This is a genomic window from Pedobacter borealis DSM 19626, assembly GCF_000708285.2.
Lineage (GTDB): Bacteria > Bacteroidota > Bacteroidia > Sphingobacteriales > Sphingobacteriaceae > Pedobacter > Pedobacter borealis.
Genome location: NZ_JAUG01000027.1, coordinates 17,971 through 37,566, shown reverse-complemented (window position 1 = coordinate 37,566; position 19,596 = coordinate 17,971). Strand labels below are relative to the sequence as shown.

The 19,596-nt window shown below is 37.8% G+C and carries 17 protein-coding genes and 1 tRNA gene; 8 read left to right on the top strand and 10 right to left on the bottom strand.

Going from position 1 to position 19,596, the window contains the following annotated elements:
* Positions 1 to 78 precede the first annotated feature (78 nt).
* The 4 genes from yajC to AW17_RS09915 form a co-directional block, all read right to left on the bottom strand.
* On the bottom strand, positions 79 to 399 hold the full coding sequence (gene yajC / locus AW17_RS09930; RefSeq protein WP_029275982.1) for a preprotein translocase subunit YajC: 321 nt from the start codon (positions 397 to 399) through the stop codon (positions 79 to 81).
* Positions 400 to 466: 67 nt separating this feature from the next.
* Positions 467 to 925 carry a DUF1573 domain-containing protein gene (locus AW17_RS09925; protein ID WP_029275981.1) on the bottom strand — a complete coding sequence of 153 codons (459 nt, stop codon included), beginning with the start codon at positions 923 to 925 and terminating at the stop codon, positions 467 to 469.
* Positions 926 to 927: 2 nt separating this feature from the next.
* Complete coding sequence (gene nusB / locus AW17_RS09920; RefSeq protein ID WP_029275980.1) at positions 928 to 1,878, bottom strand: transcription antitermination factor NusB; 951 nt, start codon at positions 1,876 to 1,878, stop codon at positions 928 to 930.
* A 50-nt stretch (positions 1,879 to 1,928) separates the two neighbouring features.
* Positions 1,929 to 3,017 (bottom strand): Glu/Leu/Phe/Val family dehydrogenase, encoded by a 1,089-nt coding sequence (locus tag AW17_RS09915; protein ID WP_029275979.1) that lies wholly within the window; start codon positions 3,015 to 3,017, stop codon positions 1,929 to 1,931.
* Between the two features lie 455 nt (positions 3,018 to 3,472).
* Here AW17_RS09915 and AW17_RS09910 point away from each other — a divergent pair, with 455 nt between their 5' ends.
* Both AW17_RS09910 and AW17_RS09905 read left to right on the top strand, forming a co-directional pair.
* Positions 3,473 to 5,263, top strand: coding sequence for an ABC transporter ATP-binding protein (locus AW17_RS09910; protein ID WP_029275978.1), 1,791 nt, complete (start codon positions 3,473 to 3,475; stop codon positions 5,261 to 5,263).
* Positions 5,264 to 5,342: 79 nt separating this feature from the next.
* Complete coding sequence (locus AW17_RS09905; protein WP_029275977.1) at positions 5,343 to 5,666, top strand: DUF3276 family protein; 324 nt, start codon at positions 5,343 to 5,345, stop codon at positions 5,664 to 5,666.
* Positions 5,667 to 5,736: 70 nt separating this feature from the next.
* Here AW17_RS09905 and AW17_RS09900 read toward each other — a convergent pair whose 3' ends face one another.
* Complete coding sequence (locus AW17_RS09900) at positions 5,737 to 6,198, bottom strand: hypothetical protein (RefSeq protein WP_029275976.1); 462 nt, start codon at positions 6,196 to 6,198, stop codon at positions 5,737 to 5,739.
* 282 nt (positions 6,199 to 6,480) lie between these two features.
* Here AW17_RS09900 and ychF point away from each other — a divergent pair, with 282 nt between their 5' ends.
* Positions 6,481 to 7,581, top strand: coding sequence for a redox-regulated ATPase YchF (ychF, locus tag AW17_RS09895; protein ID WP_029275975.1), 1,101 nt, complete (start codon positions 6,481 to 6,483; stop codon positions 7,579 to 7,581).
* A gap of 1,029 nt (positions 7,582 to 8,610) precedes the next feature.
* Here ychF and AW17_RS09890 read toward each other — a convergent pair.
* Both AW17_RS09890 and mgtE read right to left on the bottom strand, forming a co-directional pair.
* The gene (locus tag AW17_RS09890; protein ID WP_342421707.1) at positions 8,611 to 9,192 is read right to left on the bottom strand and encodes an HAD hydrolase-like protein; all 582 of its coding nucleotides are present in this window, start codon (positions 9,190 to 9,192) and stop codon (positions 8,611 to 8,613) included.
* A gap of 43 nt (positions 9,193 to 9,235) precedes the next feature.
* Positions 9,236 to 10,612 carry a magnesium transporter gene (mgtE, locus tag AW17_RS09885; protein WP_029275973.1) on the bottom strand — a complete coding sequence of 459 codons (1,377 nt, stop codon included), beginning with the start codon at positions 10,610 to 10,612 and terminating at the stop codon, positions 9,236 to 9,238.
* A gap of 295 nt (positions 10,613 to 10,907) precedes the next feature.
* Between mgtE and AW17_RS09880 the strand changes: the two genes are divergently transcribed.
* Positions 10,908 to 10,979, top strand: a tRNA-Arg gene (locus tag AW17_RS09880).
* A 65-nt stretch (positions 10,980 to 11,044) separates the two neighbouring features.
* Here AW17_RS09880 and AW17_RS09875 read toward each other — a convergent pair.
* Positions 11,045 to 11,425: a hypothetical protein gene (locus AW17_RS09875; RefSeq protein WP_157280256.1), complete on the bottom strand. Its 381-nt coding sequence runs from the start codon at positions 11,423 to 11,425 to the stop codon at positions 11,045 to 11,047.
* 278 nt (positions 11,426 to 11,703) lie between these two features.
* Here AW17_RS09875 and AW17_RS09870 point away from each other — a divergent pair, with 278 nt between their 5' ends.
* Positions 11,704 to 12,348, top strand: a complete 645-nt coding sequence (locus AW17_RS09870; RefSeq protein WP_029275971.1) for a helix-turn-helix domain-containing protein — start codon at positions 11,704 to 11,706, stop codon at positions 12,346 to 12,348.
* Between the two features lie 362 nt (positions 12,349 to 12,710).
* On the opposite strand, the gene AW17_RS09865 is transcribed toward AW17_RS09870, so the two are convergent.
* Positions 12,711 to 13,598 (bottom strand): LysR family transcriptional regulator, encoded by an 888-nt coding sequence (locus AW17_RS09865; RefSeq protein WP_036669561.1) that lies wholly within the window; start codon positions 13,596 to 13,598, stop codon positions 12,711 to 12,713.
* A gap of 91 nt (positions 13,599 to 13,689) precedes the next feature.
* Between AW17_RS09865 and AW17_RS09860 the strand changes: the two genes are divergently transcribed.
* Both AW17_RS09860 and AW17_RS09845 read left to right on the top strand, forming a co-directional pair.
* A complete protein-coding gene (locus AW17_RS09860) occupies positions 13,690 to 14,412 on the top strand; it encodes a class I SAM-dependent methyltransferase (protein WP_029275969.1) in 723 nt (240 codons plus the stop codon).
* 899 nt (positions 14,413 to 15,311) lie between these two features.
* Complete coding sequence (locus AW17_RS09845; protein WP_157280255.1) at positions 15,312 to 15,572, top strand: CBU_0592 family membrane protein; 261 nt, start codon at positions 15,312 to 15,314, stop codon at positions 15,570 to 15,572.
* Here the strand turns inward: AW17_RS09845 and AW17_RS09840 are convergent.
* A complete protein-coding gene (locus AW17_RS09840) occupies positions 15,544 to 16,167 on the bottom strand; it encodes a TetR family transcriptional regulator (RefSeq protein ID WP_029275965.1) in 624 nt (207 codons plus the stop codon). The two genes, AW17_RS09845 and AW17_RS09840, sit on opposite strands and share 29 nt — an antisense overlap.
* Positions 16,168 to 16,361: 194 nt before the next feature.
* Here AW17_RS09840 and AW17_RS09835 point away from each other — a divergent pair, with 194 nt between their 5' ends.
* Positions 16,362 to 19,571: a SusC/RagA family TonB-linked outer membrane protein gene (locus tag AW17_RS09835; protein WP_029275964.1), complete on the top strand. Its 3,210-nt coding sequence runs from the start codon at positions 16,362 to 16,364 to the stop codon at positions 19,569 to 19,571.
* Positions 19,572 to 19,596: the final 25 nt, after the last annotated feature.

Sequence of the window (19,596 nt, the reverse complement as noted above, 5' to 3'; positions counted from 1 at the left end):
AATGCATTTAATCAAATGTAGTAAAACAAAAACAGTCCCGAAAATTTTCGGGACTGCGCTTAAATTTTAATTAATTTATTAGGCTTTAGGCGCTACAACTGCTTTTGTTGCATCTAAAGAAACTGCTGATTTATCGAAACGGATTTTTACACCACCTTCAACCTCAATTAAAAAAGTCGTTTCGTTCATATCGGCAATGCGACCGTGAATACCTGCCGTAGTTACGATTTTATCCCCTTTTTTCAATTCTGCAACCAATTTTTTATGGTCTTTAGCTTTTTTAACTTGCGGGCGGATCATGAAAAAGTAGAAAACTACCATGATTAGTACCATTGGTACAATTGTAGTTAGCATGTTACTACCACCTGCTGCTGTCTGTAATATTACTGTTGATGTCATTTCTTATTTATTTGTGTTTTTGTGAATTTTGATCATTATGGATTATGCCATAAACAATCGAACCAATTTATTTTCTAGCCAGCACCTCTCCTACCAAATGAACAGTGCTTACCGTTGGATTTGCATTTGACGTAACGGTTACTACCTTATCTTGCATGCCCATTTTACCTTCGCTATTAAAAACGACGCTAATTACCCCTTCTTTACCAGGTAAAATAGGTTCGCCTGGTACCTGCGGAACAGTACAACCACATGTTGCGGTTGCATTTGAAACAATCAGCGGACTTTTACCTGTATTTTTAAGTTTAAAATCGTGCTTAACCTTCTCACCTTGTGTTATTTTACCGAAATCGAAAATATCGCGTTCGAAAACAATAACAGGCGCATCTGCCGGAGCAACTTTAGCTGTTTTTGAAGTATCGTTGCCAACTGAAACAGCCTTCGCAGTTTCGCTGGTTTGATTATTTGCATTACGACATGCTGCAAATGAAAGCGCAGCAATAGCCAGGATAAATGTTCTTTTCATTTTTAATCTTCGATTAATCCGCGGCCAATCTTTTTAATGGTGTTGTTTTTCTTAAGATCGCCCAAAATTTTGTCTAAAATACCGTTAATAAATGAATTACTCTTCGGTGTACTGTAATCTTTTGATAACTCTAAATATTCGTTGATGGTTACTTTAACCGGAATAGATGGAAAGTTTAACAATTCGCAAATGGCCATTTTCATTAAAATTGTATCCATTAATGCAATACGCTCCGATTCCCAGTTTTTGGTTCTATCGGCAATCATTTCCTGATATTTTGCATCGTTCTGCAAAGTATGCACAAAAAGATCCTGAACAAATTTGCTGTCTTCAACCCAATCTGCACTAATTTCGGTCAGTTTATTTTTAAAAGGATCTTCAAATGTAAAGTTTTTCAACGTTTTGGCCACCATCCCTTTCATTACTTCGTGATCTACCTGCCAGTTGATAAATTTCTCTTCAAAAACCTGCAAAATGGCCTGGTTTTTTAAGATGATTTTCCTGAAAATGTATTTGATGATATCTTTTGACGACTCTAAACTTTCGTTTGGATCGGCAAGATACTCGGCATATTCTTTTGATGCTTTTAAGGAATTGTAAACTGTTTTACGGATTTCCGGATCGAAACCCCAATCTACCTTGTATTTTTTAACTGCAGAAACGTACTCGGGATTCTGCTGCATTAAAACGCTAAACTTATTGTGCAGCAATTTCATGTTGGGATTAATATCCTCTGCGGTTTTAATAAACTTATTTGCGCGCTCTGCGGCGTCGTTAGCAGTAAATTCGGTAACTTCTACCATTAAAGATAACATCCAGATGTACATTTCGTACACGCTATCGATGCTCTGCATTAAGGTTTTCAAATCACCTTTAATGTCTTTTTTGTCTGCCATGTGCCAAGCAAAAATATTTTGCAAAGCTTTGATTCTTAAGTGCCTTCTGTTTAACATGAATGTAAGAACGAGTGCGGTTTTTTAAAACCTGTTTTAATAATTATGATTTAATATGACGATTTAATTTTTTTAACATCTGCAATCCGTTTCTCGGCTATGCGATTGGCTGCAATATTTGTTGATATATTTTCGGTTTTGCTTAACTTAATTACACTTCGGGTAGCATCGTAAATATTCTCTGTAAGCTGTACGGTGCGTTTTTTACCAAAACCCGTTAACTCAGAATAACAAGAAATTAATCCACCAGCATTAATTAAATAATCAGGTGCAAATAAAATCCCTTTCTTCAAAAGTAATTCGCTGTCTAAAACCTCATCTTTTAACTGATTGTTTGCTGAACCTGCAATAATTGCAAACTTCATTTTTTCGATAGTTTTGTTGTTAACGGTAGCACCCATTGCACATGGCGCATAAACATCGGCATCTGTTGTAAAAATTTTATCGGCTTCGATCGGTTTTGCTTTATATTTCCGGGCAACGTAAGTTAATTGCTCCTGGTTAATATCGCTGATCAAAACCTCAGCATTTTCTTTTCTTAGCAATGCAACCAAATGCTCACCAACATTTCCGATACCTTGTACTACAATCGTTCTTCCGGCTAGCATATCTGTACCGAAAACCTCTTTAACACTTGCTTTAATGCCTAAATAAACACCTTGCGCGGTAAAAGGAGCTGGATTACCAGCACCACCAATTGATTCGGGAACGCCAGTAACATAATTGGTTTCCATACGGATATATTCCATATCGCGTGTATTGGTACCCATTTCTTCTGCCGTAATGAATTCGCCATTTAGGTTTTTAATAAACCTACCATAGCTACGCATTAAAGTTTCTGTTTTATCTTTCCTGGAATCGCCGATAATTACGCCTTTTCCACCACCCAGATTCAATCCAGTTATCGCTGCCTTGTAAGTCATTCCACGTGATAAACGCAGTGCGTCTTCTAAAGCTTCGCCTTCTGTGCTATAACTCCACATACGTGTTCCGCCTAAAGCAGGGCCCAATGTGGTATCGTGTATAGCAATAATTGCTTTTAAACCTGTATCTGGATCGTTGCAAAAAACCAATTTTTTATGGCCATAGACACTTAATTGATCTAAAATTGAAAAATCTGACGGAGAATTTGCTGGCATATTGAACGTTCGGCTAACCTGCTGCAAAATTAAAATAAAAAACCATTATTACACGTATTTAACGAAACTATAACAAAATTAATTCGGTTGTAGCTAAATTAATAAACCTTTGAGATTTTTAAAACGTTATAGAATTATAATAAATTGATTAAAAAAACGCGGTTAAATTCACTAATGTTTGGTTCGTGAGGACACGAACCAAGGCGTAAGAAATTAATTCTATTTGTCATCCTGAGGCACGAAGGATCTGCAACCGACGAAAAGATCCTTCGTCCCTCAGGATGACAATATGGACGAAGTTGCTGCTATAATAGAATTAATTTATTCTAAGTTTTTATGGCAAAAACATTTTCACCTTTTGTTTTACGTCCTCAAGTGTCATTAATTTTTAAAGCTTAGACCAGAATAGATAAATATGCATCATGAAATAACAAAATTAGCTAAGTTTGTATGGAATGAAACATTTAAGCCGATTAAACAAATACTTTCTTAAATACAAATGGTGGATCATACCTGGAAGTATTTTCGTGGTAATTTCTAATATTTTTGGTGTAGTGCCAGCCCAGGTAATTGGTTATGCGGTTGACCTGATTACCGAAAACATTCAGGTATTTAATCTCTTTTACGGTTTCGATCGCCAGGCTATAATTTACGATATATTTAGCAGCAATCTTCTATTTTTTGGTTTGCTGGTTATTGCACTTTATTTATTGCGGGGGCTTTTTCTGTTCTTTATGCGCCAAACCATTATTTTAATGTCGCGGCATATAGAGTTCGATATGAAAAACGATATCTACCAGCATTATCAGGAGCTTAGCCTGGGTTTTTACCGCCGGAATAACACTGGCGACTTAATGAACCGTGCTACAGAAGATGTTAACCGGGTAAGAATGTATGTTGGTCCGGCGATTATGTACACCATTAACACTTTTGTTTTATCGGTGCTTATTATCTGGTCGATGTTTGATGTAAATGCTAAACTGGCCATTTATTGCTTACTACCACTTCCTTTCCTGGTGGTGATCATTTACTACGTAAACACTTTGATCTTTAAAAAAAGCGGGAAGATACAGGAACGTTTGTCGGATCTTTCGAGTTTTGTGCAGGAGCGTTTTTCGGGTATCCGGATCATTAAATCATACGTTCGCGAAGATTATACCAGAAACATGTTCTCCATCCAGAGCAACGATTATAAAAAAGATTCGATGAGCCTGGTTAAGGTATCGGCCTTGTTTTACCCTACTATGCTTTTATTAATTGGCCTGAGTACCATTTTAACCATATACATTGGCGGTATCCAGGTGATGAATGGCAGTATCACCGCGGGGAATATTGCCGAATTTATCATTTACATTAACCAGTTAACCTTTCCGGTAACCATGCTGGGCTGGGTTACTTCTTTAATCCAGCGGGCTGCTGCATCGCAAAAAAGGATAAACGAATTTTTAGATATCCCATCTGATATCCAATCAAAAGAAACAGCAGAAATTGAGCTAAGCGGTAAAATCAAGTTCGATCATGTGAGTTTTACCTATCCAGATACTGGCATTGAAGCCTTAAAGGATGTGAATTTCGAGATCAATAGTGGTGAATTTGTAGCCATTATCGGGAAAACAGGGTCGGGAAAATCGACATTGGCCAACCTGATTATGCGGATGTATGATGTGGAAAATGGCGCTATAGACATTGATGGAAAAAACATTAAGGCTTTAAACCTTAAAGATTATCGTAGCCAGATTGGCTTTGTACCACAGGAGGTTTTCCTCTTTTCGGATACCATTAAAAACAATATTGCCTTTGGATTAGATACGGTTACCGATGAAGAAGTGCATAATGCTGCTAAAAATGCTTCGGTTTATACCAATATTATCGATTTTGAAGAAAAATTCGAAACCATGCTGGGCGAACGTGGAATAACCCTCTCTGGAGGTCAAAAACAACGCGTCTCTATCGCCAGAGCATTGATTAAATCACCTAAGATTTTAATATTCGATGATTGTCTTTCGGCGGTTGACACTAAAACCGAGGAGGAAATACTACAAAATCTTGGTAAAATTATGGATGGAAAAACAAGTATTTTAATTGCCCATAGAATTTCTACCATTAAAAATGCGGATAAGATTTTGGTGCTGGATAATGGCAAAATCATTGAACAAGGCACACACAATGAATTACTTAGTTTAAATGGCAGCTATACCGAGCTTTATAACCACCAACTTTTGGAGGAGGAAACCCGAACTATTTAAATTGTATTAAAATTGTATTTTGAACTTTAAATATTTGCTTTATATTTACCGAAACCAAAAACCAACATCAATACCAACCATGGGAGAATTCGACAACAAGGAAAGAGAAGAAGTTTTTTCAAAGAAAGTAAGAGCAGGTAAGAGAACTTATTTCTTCGACGTGAAGGCTACTAGATCGGGTGATTATTATTTAACAGTTACCGAGAGTAAGAAAAGATTAGAAGACGGTGTGTTTGTAAAACATAAAATCTTTTTATACAAAGAAGATTTCGAAAAATTTGCTGAAGGACTAAATGAAACTGTTGATTACATCAAAACTCACCAAGATGTGGTTGAAAAACGTTATGAATATTCTGAAAATGGAGAACATAGCACTAAAGCAAGCGACGATTTTACTTTTTAAGTAATTATAATTTCAATAAAAAAGCCTCCTGATTTTAAAAATTGAGAGGCTTTTTCGTGTGCGTAATATTTTATTTTATGCCTCCGCCTGCGAGTACTGCCAACAGCAAAAGAAAATAACTGGCTATTAATACGATGGTAATTACACCCCAAAATTTAAAGAGCGATTTTACATGAGCAATGGCATCATTTAAATTTTCCTGATCGCCGAACAAAACCCCTTGTTTAACTTTGGCAGAAAAGCGCAGCAGCAATAAACTTGGGTAAAAAAAGAACAAAGCCAACAGCAGGTAAAATATGGTGATACCTGTGGCGCCAATACCGCCCAATGGCCCCAATTGATTAAGCATCCCTGGATTAGCCGTTACCGCAGCCCCTATTCCAAATGAACCTAAGGTTAAAAATGCCGAGATAACAAAACCCACAACTGATAAAAATCTTGCCCATTTACTCATATCGTAAAAATAGCTCCGCATTTCTTCGGTAACAACCAATTTTACTTCCTGGGGCACTTCATTTTCAAAATCTTCCATTTATCTCTATCTATTTTGGGCTAAACTTAGATAAAATATAGATTTGATACAATAGCAAGGGTTTAAATAAAGGTTTTAAAAGCTTATCTTTGCGCGGAATTTTAGGCGGAAGGCGGAAGGCGGAAGGCGGAAGGCGGAAGGCGGAAGGCGGAAGGCGGAAAAGGTAAATGGTTGATGGAAGATGACCAAAAAACTAAAGCTTGAGAACGAAACACAATGGCTATTGACTATAAGACTATGGACCAATGGCCAAAAAACTAAAGATATAAAGACTAATAAATAATGGCATTACAATGTGGTATAGTTGGTTTACCAAATGTTGGAAAATCGACTCTTTTTAACTGTTTATCAAATGCAAAAGCGCAAGCTGCAAACTTTCCCTTTTGTACTATTGAGCCCAATGTTGGCGTAATTACCGTACCTGACGATAGATTAACCAAACTGGCCGAGTTGGTTAAACCAAACAAAGTACAACCGAATACAATCGAGATTGTAGATATTGCGGGTTTGGTAAAAGGTGCATCGAAAGGTGAAGGCCTGGGAAACCAGTTTTTAGGAAATATCCGTGCTACCAATGCAATTATTCACGTGCTACGTTGTTTTGATGACGGAAATGTAATTCACGTGGATGGTTCTGTTGATCCGATCCGTGATCGTGAAATTATTGATACTGAGCTACAGCTTAAAGATTTGGATACCGTTGATAAACGAATTCAAAAAGTTGAAAAAATGGCTAAAACAGGTGGCGATAAAGATGCTAAACGTACCTATGAAATTTTAACGGTGGTTAAAGCACATTTAGAAGCTGGCAAATCTATCCGTACTGCAGCGTTGGCTCAAGATGATTTCGATTTTATTGAAGATTTAGGCTTGCTTACGCAAAAACCGGTAATGTATGTTTGTAATGTTGATGAAGCATCGGTAATTAACGGCAATAAATATGTTGATTTAGTTAAAGCAAATGTTGCTGACGAAAATGCTGAAGTTTTAGTGATCTCTGCTAAAATTGAATCGGAAATTGCTGAACTGGACAGCTACGAGGAGCGTCAGGAGTTTTTAGCCGATTTAGGCTTAACTGAATCTGGTGTAAATAAACTGATCCGTGCGGCTTATAAATTATTAAACCTTTACACTTACTTTACCGCTGGTGTACAAGAAGTTAGGGCCTGGACTATTACAAAAGGTTTTACAGCGCCACAAGCTGCCGGTGTTATCCACACTGATTTCGAAAAAGGATTTATCCGTGCTGAGGTAATCAAATACAACGATTTCGTAACCTTAGGTTCTGAAAACGCCTGCAAAGATGCTGGTAAATTGGGTGTTGAAGGAAAAACCTATGTAGTGGAAGATGGCGACATTATGCACTTTAGATTTAATGTATAACCCCTAAATCCCCTAAAGGGGACTTTAAAAAAGCATAACGATAGAGAGCCACTTGAAAGAGTGGCTTTTTTTGTTTGAAGACTTTTTTGCCACGGAGACATAGAAAGCACGGATACCCACTCGATTGTCACGCTGAGCGGAGTCGAAGCGCGTATTGAAGTGCTTAATTAACCACAGATAATACAGATTAATTTACACTTTTCTCAAGTCTTTGCCAAACCTGCATAGTCATTCAGGCAGGGAGACACGGAATCTATTTAAATTAGAGTTGACAACTTTAATGGCACAGTTGCACAGAAAGTTGTCAACTCTTCAAGTATTATAAGTGATCTCTATCATGAAAACATAGTTAAATGGAATTTATGCAATTGTCACGCTGAGCGGAGTTGGAACACCTAATTAACCACAGGTATACACAGATAATTAAGGTCGTTGTTTCCTTTTCTTTGTGGCAGCCAGTCTGCCATTTGAAGCAGTAAGCTTAAATGAACTTATATTTCTCAAATGGTAACAACGCTAAACATCAACCGTGAAAGATCCTGAAATAAATTCAGGATGACGAACGCTGGAGGAGACACAGAAAGTGCGGATACCTACACCATTGTCATGCTGAGCGGAGTCGAAGCGTATCGAAGCACTTAATTAACCACAAATAATTATTTTTACAAACTCTTTCTTCAAATCTTAGCCACTGAGGCACAAAAAAACGGAATTATATTACTGCGCCCAGCCTAAAATATTAGCAGCTAAGTTGCCATTTAAACCCGATTAAAATGGAAAGCCCACAGCAATAGCGAGGACTTGTAATGAAAAGCGGGAGCAAGCTTTAAAATATCTACTGCCATTGCTTTTCAAAAAAAATATTTTAGCTATTGGCATACAGCATTAATTTAATCGAAAGTTGACAACTTGACAACTTAATAATAAAGTTGCATTGAAAGTAGTTTCAGGATGTCAGATGGTAACATCTGACATCACGAAAAATTATTCTGCGGGAATTAGCGAAATCTGCGGGAAATAACTTCAAAATTAAACCTCTAACCCGTAAGCGGCCAATTGTACCTTGGTATCTTCGTAATCGGTATGATGAATGCCTTTTAAGCCTAAACCTTCAGCAACCTGTACGAAGAGCATCCGATCGTCGATATATAAACTCGTTTCTACATCGCTCTGCGAGATATCTATTGCTACCTTAAAAATATCGGCATCGGGTTTACGGAAATGCACAAAACTAGATGACACGAAAAAATCGACAAATTCGTTCAGTTTAAAAGTATTGATGCGATATTGGTTCAATTCTCTGCCTTCGTTGCTGATTACGGCTACTTTAAGGTTGTATTTCTTTTTTAAATCGCAGATCAACTGAATCATTTTGGGGTAAGGAAGTGATTTTTTGAACATAAACTCCTTAAAATCATCGTAGCTAAAATTCCGTTCTTCGAAGAAAACGATACGCTCCAAATATTCATCAAGCGTTAATTTACCCACTTCATAGGTATCGAAGGTAAGGTGATGGCGTTCTTCGAGATCAACAGAGTCGAGGTTAAAAAGCACAGAAGCTTCGTCTCTTGCATGCCTGTCCCAGCCATTGGTTAATAAAACGCCACCGATATCGGTAAAAAGTGTGGTAATTTTACTTTTGCATGATTTAGATTTAGAGTAAAACGCCTTTTAAAATTAATACGGCAACACTGAAATAGATTACAATTCCGGTAACATCTACCATAGTAGCTACAAATGGTGCTGATGAGGTTGCTGGATCGAGTTTCAGTTTTTTCAAAATAATTGGCATCATCGAACCGATTAAACTGCCCCATAATACAATGCCAACAAGGGTAAAAAATATGGTAGCCGCAATTAAAAACCAATGCGGGCCATAGTTGTAAAGGTGCAACTCTTGCCAGGTTACAATGCGGATAAAACCAATTGTGCCTAAAATAATACCCAGCAAGGCTCCCGAAACGAGCTCCCGGCGCATCACGCGCCACCATTCAGCGATGGTTACTTCGCCTAAGGCCATAGCCTGAATAATTAATGTTGAGGCCTGAGAACCACTGTTACCCCCGCTACTCATAATCAATGGAATAAAAAGCGATAATACTACTGCTTTTTCAAGTTCAATTTCGAAGTGTTGCATGGCTGTTGCGGTTAACATTTCGCCTAAAAAGAGTACGATTAACCATCCTGCACGTTTTTTAACCAGTTTTAGGATTGGGATATCGAGATAAGGTTCATCCAAAGCCTCAGTACCCCCAATTTTGTGCATATCTTCTGTATATTCCTCATTTGCAATCCACAAAATATCATCAACGGTAACAATACCTAAAAGAATGTTATTTTCATCCACTACGGGTAAAGCCACACGGTTGTTCATCCTGAAGATATTGATTGCATCTTCCTGAGGGTCGTTTGCTTTTAGGGCAATAAAACGTTTATCGGTAAGTTCGCCAATAATTGCTTCAGGATCGGCCAGTAAAACCTCACGGATCCTAATATCATCCAACAGTACTCCTTCTTTATCGATCACATATACTACATCAATGGTTTCGGAGTTTTTTCCATAGCGCCTGATGTGCGCCAAAACCCTGGTGATAGACCATTCGGGTTTTACGGCGATGTAATCGGGTGTCATTAAACGTCCAATACTATCTTCTTTGTAGCCTAAAAGTGCAAGCGATTCTTTACGTTCTTCGGGTGGTAAAAGCGTAATCATTTTTTTTACCACATCGCCTTTTAACTCGCTAAAAAGTGCTGTACGGTCATCGGGTGGCAGATCTTTGATAATCTGATTGAGTTTATTGCCCGAAAGTTTTTTAATGATACGCTCTTGCGTAGGAAAATCCAGAATCCGAAAAACGTTTACCGCCCTGTTAAGGGATAGGGTTTCGATAAATTTGGCTGCATATTGTGGAAGTTCATCAATCAGTTCTTCAACATCCGAAATATTCAGTTGATCGAGATATTGCTTTAAAGCCTTATCATTTTCTTTTTCAAGCAGTTCCTGAATCTCTTCCACAACCAATTCTTCCATAAAATACAATCTAATTTATTACATGCCTAAACCTCTATTAACGGTTCGCAAAGGTGCATTTTTATTTCTTAAAAAGCCAACGGTGTAGGTTTAAAATTAGCCAGAAAGGTTTCTTAAATTAAAAATAAAGGGGAATAAACTCAATAAAGCAGCCCGTTGCTTTATGATTTAATCATTTTTTAACATAAAAAATATCTCAACAGCAGGAAGTTAATTTTGATATGAACTTACAGATTAAAAATAGACTTGTTTTTGTAATGAAATGATTTTGATTTTTCTATATTTGCAGCCTTATGCTCCCGTAGTTCAATGGATAGAATTATGGTTTCCGGTACCATCGATATGAGTTCGAATCTCGTCGGGAGCACCTCACGAGACAAATCAGTTTTTAAGCGGTTTGTCTCGTTTTTATTTTACGCGACTCGCTGTTAATCAGACAAATAACCCAACATCTTCATTCAATCTAGGTGTTCGACAACCATCCTCATGATGTACTAATTTTTCGGGGAAAATTGTTGCTATAATTTCACTTTTCAGGGCTATTTCAGCCTCAAAATATGCTTTCTCAATGTTTAAAAGGGTGTTCGATAAATTTTTGATAAGGTTATTTAAATCATCCTGTTTTTTATCAAAAGAATTTAGATTTTTCTTTAAATTGTAGATCTTTTCTTCCAACTGCTTTTTGATAACACCATAATCTTCAGGGGAGATTTGGTCATTAATCAATAGCCCTCTTATTTTATCTATCTTATTGTTTAGTGCCTCCACATCCATTTTGGTTATCCGTTTCTTCTCAGAACTGCCTTTCACCATTGCTTCGAAATTATACCTGATAGCATCCTCATACAGATCTAGCATACCATCAATAGGTTTGAGGTTAGACAATCCTTGTTCAAAAACCTTATTTGCTTTTATTGCATTAATTCTAAATCGGCACGGTGAAATACAGTGATAATAGAAATAGCTTTTATATTTTCCTTTTGAAGGGCTCCACTAAAAGGCGAGATCACATTATCGATTGGTGGAAGCCAGCCCAATGAGAAGCTGAAAACAAGCGGAAATATTGTAACCGAAAACTAATAATCAACTAGATGAAAAACATTATCCTGCTATTGATTATCATTACCGCTACTACCCATTTTCTGAAGGCTGAAGATGAACACCAACTTTGGCTCCGCCATACCTCTTCCAGAGGAAGATTCAGTTGCTTTCATCTATTTTTAATATTAAAGATCACAGGCCGGACAGCACGAAATAGTCTGTCCGGCATTTATTTAAGTTTACTTAGAGCCTGTTTAAAAATTAAACAAAATTATTTCGTATGTCAATCTGAGCGTAATCGAAGACCATTTCAACGCATTAATAAAGCACCAGCAAGTTCTGCTTTTGGGAGAGGGCCTCTGGCAAAATACGTATGTATCGACCAGGCATTAAAAAAGCGTATCTATAATTACATATGGTCTAACTCCTATTTAAAAATGGTTACCCTGGAAGATATTGCATGTAACTTTAATCCCAGTCCACATACACTTCAGCGTAAGCTAAAAAGTGAGGAGATCAATTTTCAGCAGCTAACTGATGAAGCCCGTAAAAACCTTGCCTTAATGTATTTGAAAGATGATTCTCTTCAGATAAAAGAAATATCTACCACGCTTGGCTACAATGAAGTAAGTGCATTTAAACGATGGACAGGAACGGCACCCACTGGTTATCAAAAAAAAATGTCACTCTCGTAGTAAAAAAATTCTGACCAAAAAGAACCGAACTTTGAAGGTCATATTCTAGCGCAAGTCTTAGCGCCACAAGCACAAGCAAAGGCCTGACTTGTGCTTTAGTCAAATCAATATATTAATCTCTTAAGAAAATTTTAAAGCACAAGTCAGCCAACAACATTGCCCTAGCTACTAAGACTTGCGCTAGTAAGACAGTTGACCGTTTCTTTTGAAAAATAATGCCCAATGAGTGACTATAGGATTTTGAGATTTGTAAAAACGACTGCCTCCCGTCAGAGAACAGCCTTTCTTTCAATCTCATCGGTCTTTAATCAATGTATATTGATTAACGGTACTGGATTTCATTATGCTTCTCTTATTGAAAATCAATTGATTTTTAACTCAGCATAGTGTTTAATAAACCAGGTTAATGCCGGATTTTTATTCGATTCCTTATAGGCCAATACGACTTCGGTATTAACCGGAATAGCATCAAATTCAATAAAAGATACTTTCAACTGTGCATATTGCTTTTTTAACGATAATGGCAAAATAGATACCCCCAGTCCTGCTTCTACTAATTGTAATATGGAATGTACATTGTTGGCCTCGTGGGTAATATCGGGACTAAAGCCCATCCGCTGGCAAATCTCCATAAGTTTCTGGTTATACTGCGTTGCAAAATCTTTATTAAAGAATATAAACGGGCTTTTCTTCAAAAAATCGGCAAGTCCGTTCTTGGCATCAATTTTTTGGTCTGTTAAAGGAATAACCACCACAAATGGATCAAAAAACAAAGATTCTACTTTCAATTTTTCCGATAAAACCGGTGCTCTTAAAATCCCCACATCTAAACCACCATGTTCGAGCTCTTTAATTTGAGCAAGTGTAGGCACTTCGAACAAACTTGTCTTCAGATAAGGGAATTCCTGGTGCATTAATTTTAAAATTTCTGCCAGGTGCGATTGGTAAACCGAACTGATATAACCAATCTTTAATTCGCCGCTAACGCCTTCATGAATTTTACGAACCACTTCTTTACTCTCTTCCAGTTTGGCAAACATGGCATCCACTTCAGCCTTAAAGTACTTTCCGGCATTTGTTAATGCAACCCGCTTATTACTCCTGGTAAACAATTGTACTTGGAGTTCTTCTTCAAGTTCTTTAATCTGCCTGCTCAAAGGAGGCTGCGAGATAAAAAGTTTGGTTGCTGCTTTAGTAAAATGAAGTTCTTCTGCAACAGTTTTAAAATACAACAAATGTCTGAGTTCCATATTTATAATACTTAATAGGTATCGTTATATGCAAAAATTGATATTTTACAAATATGATCAACAGCACTAACTTTACAAAAAAATTAAAGCAATGAATGAAGATTATTCGCACAAGGCAACAAATGAAGAAATTAAAACAAGGTTTGATAACGATGTAGAACGTTTCTCGAACTTAGAGAGTGGACAACAAACCACCATCGATGCGCCACTTACCATGGAGCTTTGCACCGGAGCAGCCAAATATATTAATCCAAATGCAAAAGAACTGTTGGATATTGGATGTGGTGCGGGCAATTACACGTTAAAAATGCTCAGTAAAATTCCAAACCTTAACTGCACACTTAACGATTTGAGTTTACCGATGTTGGCGCGTGCAAGAGATAGGGTATCGGTACAAACTACCGGAACAGTAACTGTTATACAGAACGATATGCGGAACCTTAATTTACCCGATAATCATTTCGATATTATACTTGCTGCTGCAACATTTCATCATTTGCGCACCGATACCGATTGGGAACTTGTTTTTACCAAAGTTTACAAGGCTTTAAAACCTGGAGGCAGTATCTGGATTTCAGACCTCATTGCACACGATTCCGTTTTGATCGATAATCTTTTTCAAGATCAATACGGGGCATACCTGGAAGCACTTGGTGGTGCAGCATATAAACAGAAAGTGTTTGATTATATTGAATATGAAGATACCCCACGTTCTTTAAACTATCAATTGGCATTATTGCAAAAAGTTGGGTTTAGCGTTACCGAGATCCTGCATAAAAACTCTTATTTTGCAGCATTTGGTGCAATAAAATAAGAAGATGTTGATAGGTGATACTATTGGGTATTGCCTATCGTCACATTGATAAGTAAAAGCAATCTGGTTTTACACGAATAGATTTTTATTGGCCGATTTGATGTGATTTTCTTCCTAGTACCCAGCGGTTTCGCATGCAACGGTAACACCTATAACGTTTCATAGGTAACCAGAATAACAGGGTTTTCATCATAAATGTCCGTGGAATTCTTTCCATATCCGATTTATCACCCTTACCACATGGGCATGCACCTTGAACATGGTCGTTGCCGATTGAATCGATTGCTGCTGTCATGACACAAAAAATTGAAAACTTATACTAACCATATAGATAACCAAAAACAAGTTTATCACCTCAGTATCAGGGAATTTTCGCAGTTATTCCCTGATCTTTCTATAAAACCTGGCTATTTTTTTAGCGCCTTTTTTAAAAGTTTCGAGATAATCTTCTATTTCTTTCTTCGATAATGTTTCGATCTTCGCTTTAACTTCATGCTTAAAACTACCTACTGCAAGTAGCTGGTTTTGCTATCGCGAAATTTCACATTTGGGAAAACGCTGTAATATGACGTTTATTTCTTTCCCTGATTTCACTCAGCTTAGTAAAAGTTTTTGAATTTGTGTCGCTATTTAAATCTGTAAGCGAGTTATAATAATCATTAATGTAATTGATCACGCTGAGGGTAACCATGTTTGAATCCATATTTACTTTTGTTTCAGCTAAATATAACAGTTTGTGTTTAAAATACACAGTACTGGATAAAATATGTAACTCCACAAACAAATTCTAGTTTAGCAATTATTTAGGTTATCAAAATAGAAACGGAAGTGATTTTTTGCCCGCTAATTGATTTAGAGGTAATCACATTATTTCATAGCTTTACTAGCAAACAATAAATATGATGAATTTAGTGATGTCAATTATCGGATGGTCGGGAGTGCTATTTTGTACGCTTGGCTATCTTTTTTTAAGCATGAAATTAATCCGTGCCGATTCACTCTCTTTTCAGGCACTTAACATACTGGGTGGTTTATGTTTAGCCATAACTGCGTTAGACACCCACGATCTACCAAATGCCGCGGCAAATGTGCTCTGGATGTCTATTGGTTTGTATGCTTTAAGCAGGCAATTTAGCAAACGGGAGCAGAAACAGCCTTAGGGGGTGGTATAGAAAGGGCATCATATGCCTTTTGTTTATAATACGCTAAACGATCTAAATATGCTTTTTTATCGCTTTCCATTGAAAGGTAAAAATATGCACCATCAACCAGTACAAAAATAAAATCAGCGGTAACCTGAGGGGTCTCCACATGTGTAATATCCTGTTCGTTGCACTGTTCAATCATTAAAGCTAGACCATTGCGGAGGGCATCCAAAATAAGTTTATACTTCAATTTGATCTTTTTCTCTCTAAATGCCAAAGCATAAAAGGTATAAAACAATCCATCATCAAAAAGCAGGTTCCATTTTTTAGAAAACAGCATTTCAATAGTGCCTTGCAAATCGTCTAATTTTGCTTTCCCTTTGTGCTTTATCGTATAAATCAATAAATACCGGTCGAGTATATGATCGATCAGTTCATAAGTAAGTCCTTCTTTGGTTTCAAAATAATGAATAATAAGGCTTGGGTTAATATCCATCACCTTTGCAATCTTCGCAATAGAGGTATTTTCGTAACCCTCTTTCTTGGCCACCTGGTAAAATACCTTAATAATTTCCAGTCGTCTTGTCTCTTTTAGGCTTTTACGTCCCATCGTGCAGTTAATTTAATTAGGCAAACTAATCAAAAGTAGTTGTATTCTGCAAATTTATTTTTTTCAATAGATTGAATGAACATTCAATTAATATATTAATTTAGTCTTAACTTAACTTTAATATGATATGCTCAATTTAGCGCCGCTGAAAAGTGCCTATCATTCCAAAATCAAACAACTAAATAATAAGAAAAATGAAAAAAAAGCTATTCTGGATGTTCACGCTGTTGATCCTATCCGCTAGTGGCTTTGCTCAGGGGATCGCCATTAAAGGTGTGGTCACTGATGCAAAGACGGGCGAAACGCTCCCTGCCGTAAACATTACGGTAAAAGGGACAAACCTGCACATCGCTACCAACAGTAGTGGTGTTTACACCTTAAGCAGTGTAAAACCTAATGCCACTCTTATTTTTTCCTACATCGGCTACAAGCAGCAGGAAATTTCCGTTGCTGGCAGAACAAAAATCGATGTTGCTCTATCCCCTGACTTTGCCAACCTCGATGAGATAGTGGTAGTTGGGTTTGGAACCAAGAAAAAAATCAATGTTGCCGGCGCAATTGATCAGATCTCTGGCAAGCAGCTCGAATCGAGACCGGTAACCAACGTATTGCAGGGTTTACAAGGTATCAGTCCCGGGTTGAATATCACTTATGCAGGTGGTGCGCCGGGCAGTGTACCCAACATCAACATCAGGGGATATACTTCCATTAATGGTGGCTCACCATTAATTGTTATTGATGGGATTCCTGCTACCAGCAATGACGATATGTTGCGCTTAACCCCATCTGATATCACTTCATTTACAATATTGCGCGATGCAGCATCGGCAGCTATTTATGGAGCACGTGCCGCATTTGGCGTAATTTTGATTACCACTAAACAAGGTGCTGCAGGCAATAATGTAATTAGCTACAATACCACACAATCTTGGGGAAAACCGACCTTATTACCTAAACCAGTAACCGATCCTTATATTTTTTCGAGGGTTTTGGAAACCTCTACGGATAATACCCCATGGGATTATGTGAATTATAACGATGAGTATTACCGCTGGGCAAAGGAACGGTCAGATAATCCTTCCATAGCCGATACGCGGTTAAACCCAACAGATCCTACCAAATGGGCCTATATGGGCAGCAACGATTGGTACAATTACTTTTTCAATAATTCGAGTTTATCTAAAAGCCATACCCTTACCTTTTCTGGTGGAGCTGCCGTAAACGAAAAACCATTAACCTATTACCTTTCAGCAGATTACAGCAGAGATAACGGACTAAATAAACTTACTACCGATTACTGGGACCGTTATGGATTAAGGTCAAAAGTGGGCTTTTCTCCCCTTTCATGGCTTAAAGTTGATAATAACCTGAATATTTATCAAACCAAACGGGCACTTCCAAATGGAAACATTACCGATCTGTATTACCTCATGCCTACCGATGTGGCTAAAAACCCTGATGGTACCTGGGCAAATACCGCTGCTGGTAAACTGGCTGCAAAACTTGTTGATGGCGGAAACAACCTCCAAAACATGTTCGGTTTCCAGAATATTACCAGTGCTACAGCCTTATTTTTAAAAGGTGATCTTCAGGTAAATGCTGATGCATCTTTTAAACGCGAGCTTTGGAAAACACATAACGATAGCAAAAAATATAAAATCGGTTATGGCCCAAACGATATCCGCGAAGAAGGTGGAACAGGTTCAGTAACCGAGAACAATGGTTACCTGTATAACAATGCCTTTAATATATATAGCACGTATAAAAAAACGCTAGGCGATCATTTCTTCAGTGCAATGGTAGGTTTTAATAGCGAAGATTATAACTATTCTATTATAAACGCAAGTAAAGATATCCTTATTTCTTCTTCTCTGCCATATTTATCGCTTACCAGCGGTACGGCTACAGCCAGTGCGGGCTATTCGGCTTATGCAACCAATAGTGCGTTTTCGAGATTAAATTACACCTACAAAAACAGGTACATCCTGGAAGCTACCGGAAGGTATGATGGTTCATCACGTTTCCCGATAGACAGACGTTGGGGATTTTTCCCTTCGGCATCGCTTGCCTGGATAGTGAGTGGTGAAGATTTCTTCAAATCACTTTCACCCGCAATATCTACCTTCAAATTACGTACCTCATATGGCGATCTTGGAAACCAGAATGTGGGCGATTTTGGTTATATCCAATCTCTTGTACCAGGCACTTCAGGTTATTTAATTGGTGGCAATGGGCAGAACCAGGTAATTAATGGTGCTCCGGGACTAAGCGTTGATCCTCAAACTTATACATGGGAAAGGGTTTCTACCTTGAATATGGGTACCGATATTGGCCTGTTGAATGATAAACTGTCTTTCACTTTCGATTATTATATCCGCGATACCAAAGGCATGCTTACTGCAGGACAAGAACTGCCAGGTGTGTTGGGTACCGGTGTACCACGTCAGAATTCAGCCGATCTACGCACCAAAGGATGGGAACTTTCGGTAACCTATAGAGACAGGTTTGATCTCGGTTCAAAACCTTTCAGCTTTGATGCAAAAGTATTCCTGGCCGATTCTAAAGCCAAAATTACCAAGTTCAAAAATGATCAGAACCTATTTTCAAATTACCGTGAAGGACAAGTTCTTGGGGAGATTTGGGGCTTACAGAATGATGGGGTTTTCCGTAATAAGGCAGAAATTGCCGCTTTAGATGAATCTGCAATTATTCCATGGGGTGCCCTTTCTATTATTGAGGGATGGCCAAAATATGTAGATCTTGACGGGAACAAAAAAATAGAAAAAGGACTGAGCGCTAACGATCCAAAAGATTTAAAAATCATTGGAAACAGTTCTGACCGTTATACCATTGGTGCCAACCTGAATATGGATTGGGGTGGATTCGATCTTTCTGTGTTTTTGCAAGGCGTATTAAAAAGAGATTTCTATCCTCACCACTACCTTTTCTGGGGTCCTTATCAACAGCCATATGCTAACGTTTACCCCTGGAACCTTGATTTTTACCGTGGAGCAGCTGATTCGCCAGAACAAAGAGCTAAACACTCTGCTTCATATATTGCTGCCGGACTTGCTGATGCCAATACCGATTCGCAATATCCAGTATTGCAATCGTGGCTTGCTGATGCCAATTATGGATCGGGTTTAGATATTCCCCAAACTAAATATTTGCTAAATGGTGCTTACCTGAGAATCAAAAATGTATCGCTTGGTTATACGCTACCGGTTCAATGGACCAAAAAATTCCATGTAAACCGTCTTCGTGTATTTGTTACAGGAGAAAACTTATATGAGTTTTCTTCAATCAAGAAGTTTATCGACCCGGAAGCGGTTAATCAAGGACCAAGTGCCTGGGCATACCCTTACCAACGCAGATATGCTTTTGGTTTAAACCTCGATTTTTAACCTAAGCCCTCACATTTAAATCATT

Bases quoted from the DNA above. Each gene is read 5' to 3' on its own strand.
- yajC (WP_029275982.1), bottom strand. From the start codon at position 399: ATGACATCAACAGTAATATTACAGACAGCAGCAGGTGGTAGTAACATG.
- AW17_RS09925 (WP_029275981.1), bottom strand. From the start codon at position 925: ATGAAAAGAACATTTATCCTGGCTATTGCTGCGCTTTCATTTGCAGCA.
- nusB (WP_029275980.1), bottom strand. From the start codon at position 1,878: ATGTTAAACAGAAGGCACTTAAGAATCAAAGCTTTGCAAAATATTTTT.
- AW17_RS09915 (WP_029275979.1), bottom strand. From the start codon at position 3,017: ATGCCAGCAAATTCTCCGTCAGATTTTTCAATTTTAGATCAATTAAGT.
- AW17_RS09910 (WP_029275978.1), top strand. From the start codon at position 3,473: ATGAAACATTTAAGCCGATTAAACAAATACTTTCTTAAATACAAATGG.
- AW17_RS09905 (WP_029275977.1), top strand. From the start codon at position 5,343: ATGGGAGAATTCGACAACAAGGAAAGAGAAGAAGTTTTTTCAAAGAAA.
- AW17_RS09900 (WP_029275976.1), bottom strand. From the start codon at position 6,198: ATGGAAGATTTTGAAAATGAAGTGCCCCAGGAAGTAAAATTGGTTGTT.
- ychF (WP_029275975.1), top strand. From the start codon at position 6,481: ATGGCATTACAATGTGGTATAGTTGGTTTACCAAATGTTGGAAAATCG.
- mgtE (WP_029275973.1), bottom strand. From the start codon at position 10,612: ATGGAAGAATTGGTTGTGGAAGAGATTCAGGAACTGCTTGAAAAAGAA.
- AW17_RS09875 (WP_157280256.1), bottom strand. From the start codon at position 11,425: ATGGTGAAAGGCAGTTCTGAGAAGAAACGGATAACCAAAATGGATGTG.
- AW17_RS09870 (WP_029275971.1), top strand. From the start codon at position 11,704: ATGAAAAACATTATCCTGCTATTGATTATCATTACCGCTACTACCCAT.
- AW17_RS09865 (WP_036669561.1), bottom strand. From the start codon at position 13,598: ATGGAACTCAGACATTTGTTGTATTTTAAAACTGTTGCAGAAGAACTT.
- AW17_RS09860 (WP_029275969.1), top strand. From the start codon at position 13,690: ATGAATGAAGATTATTCGCACAAGGCAACAAATGAAGAAATTAAAACA.
- AW17_RS09845 (WP_157280255.1), top strand. From the start codon at position 15,312: ATGATGAATTTAGTGATGTCAATTATCGGATGGTCGGGAGTGCTATTT.
- AW17_RS09840 (WP_029275965.1), bottom strand. From the start codon at position 16,167: ATGGGACGTAAAAGCCTAAAAGAGACAAGACGACTGGAAATTATTAAG.
- AW17_RS09835 (WP_029275964.1), top strand. From the start codon at position 16,362: ATGAAAAAAAAGCTATTCTGGATGTTCACGCTGTTGATCCTATCCGCT.